Raw genomic sequence first — 13,479 nt, forward strand, 5'->3', positions numbered from 1 at the left:
CTTGTCGAGGTTTTTGAAAGAGTTTTTGGGCGGGGGTCGTCTTTGGCCTCCGCCCGTTCGTCTGTGGCGGTCTGTGTGAACGGATCGTCAGGCGCGGCGCCTTTCGGGGCGCTCCGCGCAGGCGAAGCGCGGATGGCGGCCGCGCGGCTGGTGTGAATTACGGCCGGACCGTCCGGCCGCCGGTGGTTGCAAGCATGCAGCTACGGGCGGCCGGATGGTCCGACGGCAGGGACGGGGCAGTAAAGACATGAACGCAATCTCGAAATCGTTCACAGGGCGCAAGCGGATACGCAAGAGCTTCGGGAAAATCCCCGAAATCGCCCCGATGCCTAACCTTATCGACGTGCAGCGCGCGTCCTACGAAGCCTTCCTGCAGGCGAACGTCTCGCCTGACGCGCGCACCCAGACGGGTCTGCAGGAAGTTTTCCGTTCGGTTTTCCCGATCAATGATTTCGCCGGTCGTGGGCGTCTCGAGTTCGTGCATTACGAATTTGAAGAGCCGAAATACGACGTCGAGGAATGCATCCAGCGTGGCCTGACCTTCGCCGCGCCGCTGAAGGTCATTCTCCGTCTGATCGTCTGGGACGTTGACGAGGACACCGGTTCGCGCTCGATCCGCGACATCAAGGAGCAGCCCGTTTACATGGGCGACATGCCCCTGATGACGGATAACGGCACCTTCATCATCAACGGCACAGAACGCGTCATCGTCAGCCAGATGCACCGTTCGCCCGGCGTGTTCTTTGATCACGACAAGGGCAAGACGCACTCTTCCGGCAAGTACCTGTTCACGGCGCGCGTGATTCCCTATCGCGGCTCGTGGCTCGACTTCGAATTCGACGCCAAGGACCTGATCTACGTCCGTATCGACCGCAAGCGTAAGCTGCCGGTGACGACGCTGCTGTACGCCCTTGAGGGCGTGCACTCTGAAGCTGCGCGCGCGAAGAAGCTGGAAGAAGGCGGGGACGTCGACTCGCTGGATATCCGTGGCATGGACGCGGATGAAATTCTCGGCTTCTTCTACGGCACGGTGACCTTCGCCAAAACGGCGAAGGGCTGGGCCCGTCCGTTCGACCCCGAGGCGTTTCGTGGCCAGAAACTGCTTTCCGACCTGGTCGACGCCGAATCCGGCGAAGTCGTCGCCACCGCCGACACCAAACTGACGGCGCGCTCCGTGCGCAAGATCGCCGAGACGACCAAAGAAGTGCTGGTTGGTGAAGCTGATCTGCTCGGTCGCTTCATCGCGCATGACATCGTCAACATGCAAACGGGTGAGATCTATGGCGAAGCTGGCGAAGAGCTGACGGAAGCGCGTCTGGCGGCGCTTGAGGAGGCTGGCCTTACCGAGCTGCCGACGCTTGCGGTCGATTCCGCCAATGGTCCGTGGATTCGCAACACGCTGACGGTCGACAAGAACGGCAGCCGCGACGAAGCGCTGATCGACATCTATCGCGTCATGCGCCCCGGCGAGCCGCCGACTGCCGAGACGGCGGAAGCGATGTTCCGTGGTCTGTTCTTCGATTCCGATCGTTACGACCTGTCGGCCGTCGGGCGCGTGAAAATGAACATGCGTCTGGGCGTCGATTGCCCGGACACCGTCCGCGTGCTCCGCAAGGAAGACATCCTTCGCGCCATCAAGATGATGTGCGACCTGAAGGACGGTCGCGGCCAGATCGACGACATCGACAATCTCGGCAATCGCCGCGTGCGTTCGGTCGGCGAACTGATGGAGAACCAGTATCGCGTCGGCCTGCTCCGTATGGAACGCGCGATCCGCGAGCGTATGGGTTCTGTCGATATCGACACGGTCATGCCGCATGACCTGATCAACGCGAAGCCGGCCGCCGCCGCCGTGCGCGAGTTCTTCGGTTCGTCGCAGCTCAGTCAGTTCATGGACCAGACCAACCCGCTGTCCGAAGTGACACACAAGCGTCGTCTTTCGGCGCTTGGCCCGGGCGGTCTGACCCGTGAGCGCGCTGGCTTCGAAGTCCGCGACGTGCATCCGACCCATTACGGTCGTATCTGCCCGATCGAGACGCCGGAAGGCCCGAACATCGGTCTGATCAACTCGCTGGCGACCTACGCGAAGGTGAACAAGTACGGGTTCATCGAGACCCCGTATCGCCTGGTGAAGGACGGCGTGCTTCAGGATGGCTGGAAGTATCTTTCCGCCATGGAGGAAGAGCGCCTCGTCGTCGCGCAGGCTGACGCCAAGCAGGACGTGGATGGCAAGCTGACATCGGAGCTCGTCTCCGTGCGTCGTGGCGGCGATTTCCGTCTGGTGCCGCCAACCGACGTCACGGCCTGCGACGTCTCGCCGAAGCAGCTCGTCTCCGTCGCTGCGGCGCTGATCCCGTTCCTTGAGAACGATGACGCGAACCGCGCGCTGATGGGCTCGAACATGCAGCGTCAGGCGGTGCCGCTGGTTCGTTCCGACGCGCCGCTGGTCGGCACGGGCATGGAAGCGGCGGTCGCACACGACTCCGGCGCCACCATCGTTGCGCGCCGCGCAGGCATCGTCGATCAGATCGACGGTGCGCGTATCGTGGTGCGCGCAACGGGCGACACGGGTTCGACGCAGGGCGTCGACATCTATCGTCTGCGTAAATACTCGCGGTCCAACCAGTCCACCTGCATCAACCAGCGTCCGCTGGTGCGCGTGGGCGATCAGGTCGCTGCCGGGGACATCATCGCCGACGGTCCGTCGACGGAGCTTGGTGAACTGGCTCTCGGCCGCAACGTGCTCGTCGCGTTCATGCCGTGGAACGGTTACAACTTCGAAGATTCGATCCTCATCTCCGAGCGTATCGCCCGTGACGACGTGTTCACCTCGATCCACATCGAGGAGTTCGAAGTCATGGCCCGCGACACGAAGCTGGGTCAGGAAGAAATCACGCGCGACATCCCGAATGTCGGTGAAGAAGCCCTGCGCAGCCTCGACGAGGCCGGCATCGTCTATGTCGGTGCGGAAGTGAATCCGGGCGACATTCTGGTCGGCAAGGTCACGCCGAAGGGCGAAAGCCCGATGACGCCGGAAGAGAAGCTTCTCCGCGCCATCTTCGGTGAGAAGGCGTCTGACGTCCGTGACACGTCGCTGCGTCTGCCGCCCGGCACGACCGGCACGATCGTCGACGTTCGCGTCTTCTCCCGCCGCGGCGTCGACAAGGACGAGCGTGCGATGGCGATCGAGCGCGCCGAGATCGAGCGTCTGGCGAAGGATCGCGACGACGAGCGCGGCATTCAGGAGCGTTCGTTCTACAACCGTCTGCGTGAGCGTCTGCTCGGTCAGACGGCGGGAACGGGCTTCAAGGGCATTAAGTCCGGCACGGTCATCACGGAAGAAGTTCTCGCCGAGGTGCCTCGTGGCGCATGGCGCAATGTTTCCGTGGCTGACGACGCGATTGTCGCCGAACTGGAGACCCTGCGTCGCGAATTCGATGCGTCGGTGCAGAAAATTCAGGCCCGCTTCGACAGCAAGGTCGAAAAGCTGCAGCGCGGCGACGAACTGCCTCCCGGCGTGATGAAAATGGTCAAGGTGTTCGTCGCGGTGAAGCGTAAGCTGCAGCCGGGCGACAAGATGGCCGGCCGTCACGGAAACAAGGGTGTCGTCTCTCGCGTGGTGCCTGTCGAGGATATGCCGTTCCTTGAAGACGGGACCTCGGTCGATCTGGTACTGAACCCGCTGGGCGTGCCGTCGCGTATGAACGTCGGTCAGATTCTCGAGACCCATCTGGGCTGGGCCTGCGCCAACATTGGGCGCGGCATTGGCGATCTGGTGGATGAGTATCAGCGCACCGGCGAAAAGAAGCAGGCGCTTCTCGACGAGCTGAAGGACGTCTACGGCGAGAAAGTCTACGAAGACGATATCGCCACGATGAACCACGATCAGCTGGTCGAGCTGGCCGGAAACCTCCGCAAGGGCGTGCCGATCGCGACGCCGGTGTTCGACGGCGCGTCGATCCCCGACATCGAGGCGATGTTGACCAAGGCGGGCGTGGACAAGTCTGGTCAGTCCCAGCTCATCGACGGCCGCACCGGCGAGCCGTTCGAGCGCAAGACGACCGTCGGCTACATCTACATGCTGAAGCTGCATCACCTGGTCGACGACAAGATCCATGCTCGTTCGATCGGTCCGTACTCGCTCGTCACCCAGCAGCCGCTGGGCGGTAAGGCGCAGTTCGGTGGACAGCGCTTCGGAGAGATGGAGGTCTGGGCGCTTGAGGCTTACGGCGCCGCCTACACGCTGCAGGAAATGCTGACCGTGAAGTCCGACGACGTGTCCGGCCGAACCAAGGTTTACGAGTCGATCGTGCGCGAGCAGGACGATTTCGAGGCTGGCATCCCGGAAAGCTTCAACGTTCTGATCAAGGAACTGAAGTCGCTGGGGCTCAACGTCGATCTGGAAAGCGGCGAAAAGTGATATCGCGACGGGAGATCATCCCGTCTTCGGGAGGACAGTCCTCCCGGTTCTGGCTTGTTTTTAATGAACTGGGGGCAGGGCGTAGCACTCTGTCAGGCGCGGGTTTCCCCCGCGCTTTTCCCGTCCTGGAGGTTTTCGGCGCATGAATGAACTCATGAAGATCCTTGGCCAGACCGGCCAGGCCGCCACATTCGATCAGATCAAGATTCAGCTCGCGTCTAGCGAGCAGATTCGGTCCTGGTCGTACGGCGAGATCAAGAAGCCCGAGACGATCAATTATCGGACGTTCAAGCCGGAGCGCGACGGTCTGTTCTGCGCGCGCATCTTTGGCCCGATCAAGGACTACGAGTGCCTGTGCGGCAAGTACAAGCGTATGAAGTTCCGCGGCATCATCTGCGAAAAGTGCGGTGTTGAAGTCACGCTTGCGAAGGTGCGCCGCGAGCGCATGGGCCACATCCAGCTCGCAAGCCCCGTCGCTCATATCTGGTTCCTGAAGTCGCTGCCGAGCCGCATCGGCCTGATGGTCGATCTGACGCTGAAGGATCTGGAGAAGATCCTGTATTTCGAAAACTACGTCGTTCTTGAGCCCGGCACGTCGCCGCTCAAGCAGTACAGCCTGCTGAGCGAGGACCAGTATCTCGACGTGCTCGACGAGCACGCGGAAGACGGCATCGAGATTGGCATCGGCGCGGAAGCGATCAAGAAGGTCCTTGAGCGCATCGATTGCGACGCCGAGAAGGTAAAGCTACGTCAGGATCTTAAGGAGACTACCTCCGAGGCGAAGCGCAAGAAGCTGGTCAAGCGCCTGAAGCTGATCGAGGCGTTCTCGGAGAGCGGCTGCAAGCCGGAGTGGATGATCCTGGACCTCGTGCCGGTCATCCCGCCGGAACTGCGTCCGCTGGTTCCGCTCGACGGCGGTCGTTTTGCGACGTCCGACCTGAACGACCTGTATCGCCGCGTCATCAACCGTAACAACCGTCTGAAGCGGCTCATGGAGCTGCGTGCGCCGGACATCATCGTCCGCAACGAAAAGCGCATGCTGCAGGAAGCCGTTGACGCGCTGTTCGACAACGGTCGCCGCGGCCGCGCCATCACGGGCGCCAACAAGCGCCCGCTGAAGTCGCTGTCCGACATGCTGAAGGGCAAGCAGGGCCGCTTCCGTCAGAACCTTCTCGGCAAGCGCGTCGACTACTCTGGCCGTTCGGTCATCGTGGTCGGTCCTGAGCTGAAGCTGCACCAGTGCGGCCTGCCGAAGAAGATGGCCCTCGAGCTGTTCAAGCCGTTCATCTATTCGAAGCTCGAGAAATACGGCCACGCGACGACCATCAAGGCCGCGAAGCGGATGGTGGAGAAAGAGCGTCCGGAAGTCTGGGATATCCTTGAAGAGGTTATCCGCGAGCATCCGGTCATGCTGAACCGTGCGCCGACGCTGCATCGTCTGGGCATCCAGGCGTTCGAGCCGATCCTCGTCGAGGGCAAGGCGATCCAGCTTCATCCGCTGGTCTGCACCGCCTTCAACGCGGATTTCGATGGCGACCAGATGGCCGTTCACGTGCCACTGTCGCTGGAAGCGCAGCTCGAAGCACGCGTGCTGATGATGTCGACCAACAACATCCTCAGCCCCGCGAACGGCAAGCCGATTATCGTGCCGTCGCAGGACATCGTGCTGGGCCTGTACTATCTCAGCCTGGAGACGCCGGAATTCGCGGCGACCCCGGATCGCAGCGAGTACGATCCGACGACCGGCAAGCTGACGAAGCAGGGCGCGTCCGCGTTCGGCGAGGTCGGCGAGGTCGAATACGCCCTGACGGCCGGCGCGCTAAAGCTGCACGACAAGATCCGCACGCGGTTCGAGACGGTCGACGTGGACGGCAAGCCTGTGACCCAGAACGTCGTTACGACGCCGGGCCGCATGCTGATTGCGCAGATCCTGCCGAAGAACGTGATGATTCCGTTCTCGCTGATCAACAAGCAGCTGACGAAGAAGAACGTGTCGGACGTGATCGACGCGGTTTATCGTCACTGCGGTCAGAAAGAAGCGGTGATTTTCTGCGACCGGATGATGGCTCTCGGGTTCCGTCACGCGGCGAAGGCCGGCATTTCCTTCGGCAAGGATGACATGATCATCCCGGCCGAGAAGAAGGAGCTGGTCGATCGCACCGCCGCTGAGGTGAAGGAGTTCGAGCAGCAGTATCAGGACGGTCTGATCACGGCTGGCGAGCGTTACAACAAGGTGGTCGACGCGTGGTCGCGCTGCACGGACGAAGTGCAGGCCGCGATGACGAAGGAGATCTCCAGGGCCGAGATCGGCAAGCCGATCAACTCGGTGTGGATGATGAGCCATTCCGGCGCCCGTGGGTCGCCGGCCCAGATGAAGCAGCTCGCGGGGATGCGCGGTCTGATGGCCAAGCCTTCGGGCGAGATCATCGAGCAGCCGATCATCGCGAACTTCAAGGAAGGCCTCTCGGTTCTCGATTACTTCACGTCTACTCACGGCGCCCGTAAGGGCCTCGCGGACACGGCTCTGAAGACCGCGAACTCGGGATACCTGACGCGTCGTCTGGTCGACGTGGCGCAGGACTGCATCATCGTCGAGAACGATTGCGGCACCGAGCGCGGGCTGACTGTGCGCGCGGTGATGGATGGCGGTGAAGTCGTCTCCTCGCTTTCCGAACGTATCCTTGGGCGTACGCTTGCGGCGGATGTGGTTAACCCGGCGACGGGCGAGCTGGTGTTCAACCGCAACCATCTCGTTGACGAGGCGGACGCCGAGGCGATCGAGAAGGCGGGCGTCGAGACGGTGCAGATTCGCTCGGTTCTGACCTGCGATAGCCGCGTCGGCGTCTGTGGCCACTGCTATGGCCGCGATCTGGCTCGCGGCACGCCAGTCAATATTGGTGAGGCTGTCGGTGTTATCGCGGCGCAGTCCATCGGCGAGCCCGGCACGCAGCTGACGATGCGCACCTTCCACATCGGCGGCGCCGCGCAGCGTGGCGCGGAACAGTCGATGGTCGAGGCGTCGCGTGACGGCAAGGTGATCATCCGCAACCGCAACGTCGTTCATAACAGCCAGAACGTGCCGATCGTCATGTCGCGTAACTGCGAAATCCTTCTGACGGACGACACCGGAGCTGAGCGCGCGCGGTACCGTGTGCCTTACGGCGCCCGGTTGCTGATCGACGACGGGCAGGCGGTGACGCGTAACCAGAAAATGGCGGAGTGGGACCCCTACACCCTGCCGATCATCACCGAGAAGGCTGGTAAGGTTGAGTATCTCGACCTGATCGACTCCATCACGCTCGTCGAGCGCATGGACGAGGTGACCGGCCTGACGTCCAAGGTGGTGGTCGACTACAAGCAGGCGTCCAAGGGCGTTGATCTGCGGCCGCGCCTGCAGCTCAAGGACTCGAACAACGAGGTCATCAAGCTCGATAACGGCAATGACGCTCGCTACTTCCTGTCGCCGGACTCGCTGCTCTCGGTTGAAAACGGCGCGACGGTCCATGCAGGCGATGTGCTGGCGCGTATCCCGCGCGAAGGTTCGAAGACGCGCGACATTACCGGTGGTCTGCCGCGCGTGGCCGAACTGTTCGAGGCCCGTCGTCCAAAGGATCACGCGATCATCGCTGAAAACGAAGGTCGGGTTGAATTCGGCAAGGACTACAAGTCGAAGCGCCGCATCATCGTGAAAAACGATGAGACCGGTGAAGAGACCGATTACTTGGTGCCGAAGGGCAAGCACGTATCCGTGCAGGAGGGCGACTTCGTTCAGAAGGGCGATCCGCTGGTTGACGGTCCGCGCGTGCCTCACGACATTCTGAAGGTCATGGGCGTCGAGGCGCTGTCCGACTATCTCGTAAACGAGATTCAGGACGTGTACCGACTGCAGGGCGTGAAGATCAACGACAAGCACATCGAGGTGATCGTTCGCCAGATGCTGCAGAAGGTCGAGATTCTCGAACCCGGCGACACGACCTATCTGATCGGCGAGACTGTGGACCGAATCGAGTTCGAGACGGAGAACACCAAACGTCTCAACGAGGGCGATCGTCCGGCGTTGGCGATGCCGGTGTTGCAGGGCATCACGAAGGCGTCGCTGCAGACGCAGTCGTTCATCTCCGCAGCGTCCTTCCAGGAGACGACTCGCGTGCTGACCGAAGCGGCCACGGCCGGCAAGGTCGATTCGCTGAACGGCCTCAAGGAGAACGTGATTGTGGGTCGCCTGATCCCGGCGGGCACGGGCAGCGTGATGAACAAGCTACGCGCCGTTGCGGCCCGTCAGGACCGTCAACGCCTCGGGCAGGGCACGGAAGCGGCGGAATAAGCTGCCGTCCCTCTTGTAACTGGAGAAGGCCGGGGCTTGTCCCCGGCCTTTTTCATTAAAAGTCTATTTTTCCGCCATTCACTGCCGATTTTACTGGCGAAGGACGCTCATTAACGGTAAGAGCGCGGCAGTTCGTTGCGTTACGACCGAACGGCCCCTTTCTTCAGGGCGCATGTCAGAGTTTCGCAACAGGGAAATCGGCCGCGAATCGCGTGACTCTGCTTGACTCACGTCGCCAGCGACCGTAGCTTCCGCGCCCTCGGCTCCCCGTATTCCGAATGCTTTTCGGGCGTGGTTGCTGAATGTAGCAGAGCAAGCATGTGGTGCCGCACGTCCCGATTGGGGTGGGCCAAGGCCGGATGCAAACATAGGCTCCTCGGGCGTTCGCGTCCGAAGGAGTTCGTTTTGAATGACAGTCGGCAACCGGAAGGAAGGTTGGCCGGCCGAACTGTGTAAGGATCGGGAAGGGCGCATGCCGACCATCAACCAGCTGATCGCCAAGGGGCGCGAGCCCGCGGCCAAGCGCAACAAGGTGCCGGCCCTCCAGGGTTGCCCTCAGAAGCGCGGTGTCTGCACTCGCGTCTATACGACCACTCCGAAGAAGCCGAACTCGGCGCTGCGTAAGGTCGCCAAGGTGCGTCTGACGAACGGCTACGAGGTGGTGAGCTACATTCCGGGTGAGGGTCACAACCTTCAGGAGCATAGCGTCGTCCTTATCCGCGGCGGCCGCGTGAAGGATCTTCCGGGCGTGCGCTACCACATCCTGCGCGGCGTGCTCGATACGCAGGGCATCGCAAAGCGTCGTCAACGCCGTTCGCTGTACGGCGCGAAGCGTCCGAAGTAAGAGGAATATCGAGGCATGAGTCGCCGTCACCGCGCTGTAAAGCGCGAGATCCTTCCCGATCCGAAGTTCGGAGACATCGTGATCACGCGTTTCATGAATGCGCTGATGTACGATGGAAAGAAATCCACCGCCGAAGGCATCGTCTACGGCGCGCTCGAGACGATGCGTCGTCGCGGCGGCGCGTCGGCCGACCCTGTGGTCATGTTCCACAGCGCTCTGGACAACGTGAAGCCGGCCGTTGAGGTCCGTTCGCGCCGCGTTGGCGGTGCAACGTATCAGGTTCCGGTCGAAGTCCGGGCCGAGCGCCGCCAGGCGCTGGCGATCCGCTGGCTGATCGACGCTTCGCGCAAGCGCGGCGAAAACACGATGCAGGACCGCTTGTCCAACGAACTGCTTGATGCTGTGAACAATCGCGGCGCCGCAGTGAAGAAGCGGGAAGACACGCACCGCATGGCGGAAGCGAATAAGGCCTTCAGTCACTATCGCTGGTAACTGACGGTTTTTCCTTCCTCGCGCCGCTGGTCGTGGCGCCGGACTACAGAGTAAACAACCGCATCCCGCAGATTTGCGGGTAACGGAGAGAGACGATGGCAAAGGCTAAATTCGAGCGTAACAAGCCGCACTGCAATATCGGCACGATCGGTCACGTCGACCACGGCAAGACCTCGCTGACTGCGGCTATCACCAAGACGCTGGCGAAGACCGGCGGCGCCGTCTTCAAGGCGTATGACCAGATCGACGCAGCGCCGGAAGAGCGCGCTCGCGGCATCACGATCTCGACGGCGCACGTCGAGTACGAGACCGCAGCGCGTCACTACGCTCACGTCGACTGCCCCGGCCACGCCGACTACGTGAAGAACATGATCACCGGCGCTGCGCAGATGGACGGCGCGATCCTGGTCGTGTCCGCAGCTGACGGCCCGATGCCGCAGACTCGTGAGCACATCCTGCTCGCCCGTCAGGTCGGCGTGCCGGCGCTGGTCGTGTTCCTGAACAAAGTCGATCAGGTTGACGATCCGGAGCTGCTCGAGCTGGTCGAGATGGAAGTGCGTGAGCTTCTCTCGTCCTACCAGTTCCCTGGCGACGATATCCCCATCGTCAAGGGTTCGGCTCTGGTCACCCTGGAAGATGGCGACGCGACGATCGGTGAAGACCGCGTTCTCGAGTTGATGACCCAGGTCGACGCCTACATCCCGCAGCCGGAGCGTCCGATCGACCGTCCGTTCCTGATGCCGATCGAAGACGTGTTCTCGATCTCGGGTCGTGGCACCGTCGTCACCGGCCGCGTCGAGCGTGGCGTCGTCAACACCGGCGACGAAGTTGAGATCGTTGGCCTGAAGGCCACCGTGAAGACGACCGTCACCGGCGTTGAGATGTTCCGCAAGCTGCTTGATCGCGGAGAGGCCGGCGACAACATCGGCGCGCTGCTGCGTGGCACGAAGCGTGAAGACGTGGAGCGTGGTCAGGTTCTGGCGAAGCCGGGCTCGATCACCCCGCACAAGAAGTTCAAGGCTGAGGCCTACATCCTGACGAAGGAAGAGGGCGGCCGTCACACGCCGTTCTTCACCAACTACCGTCCGCAGTTCTACTTCCGGACGACGGACGTCACAGGTGTTGTGCAGCTGCCGGAAGGCACCGAGATGGTGATGCCGGGCGACAACATCGCCATGGATGTCGAGCTGATCGCTCCGATCGCCATGGACGAGGGCCTGCGCTTCGCGATCCGCGAAGGCGGCCGCACCGTCGGCGCTGGCGTGGTGGCCTCCATCACCGAGTAATCGGGGCGGGCGCCCCAACGGGCCCTGAACTGAGTGGCCCCGGTCGGAGTGATCCGGCCGGGGTCTTACTTGGCGGCGGGAAATTTACGGGCAGACCCCGGCCGGTGCTTACCTGGGCCGGACGAGAAAGTTGGACTGAACAAGACGATGGACAACCAGAACATCCGCATTCGCCTAAAGGCGTACGATCATCGCGTGCTGGACAACAGCACGAAGGAAATCGTCAACACGGCGAAGCGTACGGGTGCGCGGGTTCGGGGTCCTATCCCGCTGCCGACGCATATCGAACGGTTCACTGTGAACCGCTCACCCCACGTGGACAAGAAAAGCCGCGAGCAGTTCGAGATTCGGACTCATCGCCGGCTGCTCGACATTGTCGAGCCGACCCCGCAGACCGTGGACGCCCTCATGAAGCTCGACCTCGCCGCTGGCGTTGATGTCGAGATCAAACTCTAAGGTCCAGACGATGCGCACCGGATTGATCGCAAGAAAGCTGGGTATGACCCGGCTATTCAAGGAAGACGGGACACATGTCCCGGTCACTGTCCTGCACCTCGATGAGTTGCAGGTGGTTGAGTCGAAGACGATCGAGCGCGACGGGTACACCGCCGTGCAGCTCGGCCTCGGCAACGCCAAGGTAAAGAACGTCTCGCAGCCGAACCGCGGCCATTATGCCCGCGTGAAGGTCGAGCCCAAGAAGGTCGTACGCGAATTCCGCGTCGACGCTGACGCCGTGCTTGAGTCAGGCGCACGCATCCTCGCTTCCCATTTTGTGGTGGGACAGAAGGTTGACGTGACCGGCACCAGCAAGGGCAAGGGCTTCGCCGGCGCCATGAAGCGCTGGAACTTCCGCGGCCTTGAAGCCACGCACGGCGTGTCCGTGTCTCACCGTTCTCATGGTTCTACCGGTAACCGTCAGGATCCCGGCAAGACCTTCAAGAACAAGAAGATGGCCGGTCACCTCGGTGACGAGCGCATTACGACGTTGAACCTTGAAGTGGCGGCGGTCGATCCGGAAAAGAACCTGCTGATGATTCGTGGTTCGATCCCGGGCGCCAAGAACGGACTGGTCATGGTCCGCGACGCGATCAAGAAGGCCCGTCATGCCGAGGCGCCGTATCCGGCAGCCCTCGCGACGGCGGAGGGCTGAGGACCATGGAACTCGACATCAAGACGCTCGATAACGGCAACGCTGGCACAGCGACCCTGCCGGACGAGATTTTCGCAACCGCTCCCCGCGCCGACATTATGGCGCGCGTGGTTCACTGGCAGCTGGCCAAGCGCCGCGCCGGCACCCACAAGGTGAAGGGCATGGGCGAAGTCTCCGGCACGACCAAGAAGCCCTACAAGCAGAAGGGCACCGGCTCGGCTCGTCAGGGTTCGCTTCGTGCGCCGCAGTTCCGCACCGGTGGCGCCGTTCATGGTCCGGTCGTGCGCGATCACGGCTATGATCTGCCGAAGAAGGTTCGCCGCCTCGGTCTGATCTCCGCTCTGTCGCAGAAGGCGAAGGACGGCAAGCTGATCGTTCTCGACTCGACGGATGGCGTCAGCAAGACGGCCGAACTGGCTGCGAAGCTGAAGGTTCTCGGTTGGTCGTCGGCGCTCATTGTGGATGGCGCGTCGATCAACGAGGCGTTTGGTCGTGCTGCGCGCAACCTGCCGAAGATCGACGTCCTGCCGACCATCGGCGCGAACGTCTATGACATTCTCAACCACGACGTCCTGGCGATCACCCGCGCCGGCGTTGAGGGCCTGAAGGAGCGCCTGGCATGACCAACGTGCTTGCGATCCGCAAGAAAGCGGAGCGGATGTCCAAGGAGGCGATGTTCGACATCGTCCGGGCTCCGTTGATCACGGAGAAGGCGACGGCGCTGTCCGAGAAGAACCAGATGGTCTTCAAGGTCGCGCTGTCAGCGACGAAGCCGGAAATCAAGGCGGCTGTCGAAGGTCTGTTCGGCGTGAAGGTTCTGGGCGTGAACACGCTGGTCCAGAAAGGTAAGGCGAAGCGCTTCAAGGGTCGCCCCGGACAGCGCTCCGACATCAAGAAGGCGTTCGTGCAGCTCGCGGAAGGTCAGTCCATCGACCTGACCGCGAAGCTGGCGTGACGCGGGGT

Annotated in this window: 9 protein-coding genes; all 9 read left to right on the forward strand. The window is 62.2% G+C overall.

Features of this window, described 5'->3' with window-relative positions:
- Positions 1–247: 247 nt before the first annotated feature.
- Entirely contained in the window at positions 248–4,420 is a 4,173-nt protein-coding gene (rpoB, locus tag G442_RS0105890; protein WP_026397244.1) for a DNA-directed RNA polymerase subunit beta, read from the forward strand.
- A 142-nt stretch (positions 4,421–4,562) separates the two neighbouring features.
- The gene (gene rpoC, locus G442_RS0105895) at positions 4,563–8,744 is read left to right on the forward strand and encodes a DNA-directed RNA polymerase subunit beta' (protein WP_026397245.1); all 4,182 of its coding nucleotides are present in this window, start codon (positions 4,563–4,565) and stop codon (positions 8,742–8,744) included.
- Positions 8,745–9,216: 472 nt separating this feature from the next.
- Entirely contained in the window at positions 9,217–9,588 is a 372-nt protein-coding gene (gene rpsL / locus G442_RS0105900) for a 30S ribosomal protein S12 (RefSeq protein WP_003621118.1), read from the forward strand.
- A 15-nt stretch (positions 9,589–9,603) separates the two neighbouring features.
- Complete coding sequence (gene rpsG, locus G442_RS0105905) at positions 9,604–10,080, forward strand: 30S ribosomal protein S7 (protein WP_026397246.1); 477 nt, start codon at positions 9,604–9,606, stop codon at positions 10,078–10,080.
- Between the two features lie 95 nt (positions 10,081–10,175).
- On the forward strand, positions 10,176–11,366 hold the full coding sequence (tuf, locus tag G442_RS0105910) for an elongation factor Tu (protein WP_026397247.1): 1,191 nt from the start codon (positions 10,176–10,178) through the stop codon (positions 11,364–11,366).
- A 147-nt stretch (positions 11,367–11,513) separates the two neighbouring features.
- On the forward strand, positions 11,514–11,822 hold the full coding sequence (gene rpsJ / locus G442_RS0105915) for a 30S ribosomal protein S10 (protein ID WP_007282720.1): 309 nt from the start codon (positions 11,514–11,516) through the stop codon (positions 11,820–11,822).
- A 10-nt stretch (positions 11,823–11,832) separates the two neighbouring features.
- Positions 11,833–12,516, forward strand: coding sequence for a 50S ribosomal protein L3 (rplC, locus tag G442_RS0105920; protein ID WP_026397248.1), 684 nt, complete (start codon positions 11,833–11,835; stop codon positions 12,514–12,516).
- A gap of 5 nt (positions 12,517–12,521) precedes the next feature.
- Entirely contained in the window at positions 12,522–13,139 is a 618-nt protein-coding gene (rplD, locus tag G442_RS0105925; protein ID WP_026397249.1) for a 50S ribosomal protein L4, read from the forward strand.
- A gap of 35 nt (positions 13,140–13,174) precedes the next feature.
- Positions 13,175–13,471 carry a 50S ribosomal protein L23 gene (locus G442_RS0105930; RefSeq protein ID WP_174766886.1) on the forward strand — a complete coding sequence of 99 codons (297 nt, stop codon included), beginning with the start codon at positions 13,175–13,177 and terminating at the stop codon, positions 13,469–13,471.
- Positions 13,472–13,479 lie beyond the last annotated feature (8 nt).

This window comes from Acetobacter nitrogenifigens DSM 23921 = NBRC 105050 (assembly GCF_000429165.1).
GTDB lineage: Bacteria > Pseudomonadota > Alphaproteobacteria > Acetobacterales > Acetobacteraceae > Acetobacter > Acetobacter nitrogenifigens.

Excerpts from the sequence above, each read along its gene's own strand:
- rpoB (WP_026397244.1), top strand. The coding sequence starts at position 248 with ATGAACGCAATCTCGAAATCGTTCACAGGGCGCAAGCGGATACGCAAG.
- rpoC (WP_026397245.1), top strand. The coding sequence starts at position 4,563 with ATGAATGAACTCATGAAGATCCTTGGCCAGACCGGCCAGGCCGCCACA.
- rpsL (WP_003621118.1), top strand. The coding sequence starts at position 9,217 with ATGCCGACCATCAACCAGCTGATCGCCAAGGGGCGCGAGCCCGCGGCC.
- rpsG (WP_026397246.1), top strand. The coding sequence starts at position 9,604 with ATGAGTCGCCGTCACCGCGCTGTAAAGCGCGAGATCCTTCCCGATCCG.
- tuf (WP_026397247.1), top strand. The coding sequence starts at position 10,176 with ATGGCAAAGGCTAAATTCGAGCGTAACAAGCCGCACTGCAATATCGGC.
- rpsJ (WP_007282720.1), top strand. The coding sequence starts at position 11,514 with ATGGACAACCAGAACATCCGCATTCGCCTAAAGGCGTACGATCATCGC.
- rplC (WP_026397248.1), top strand. The coding sequence starts at position 11,833 with ATGCGCACCGGATTGATCGCAAGAAAGCTGGGTATGACCCGGCTATTC.
- rplD (WP_026397249.1), top strand. The coding sequence starts at position 12,522 with ATGGAACTCGACATCAAGACGCTCGATAACGGCAACGCTGGCACAGCG.
- G442_RS0105930 (WP_174766886.1), top strand. The coding sequence starts at position 13,175 with ATGTCCAAGGAGGCGATGTTCGACATCGTCCGGGCTCCGTTGATCACG.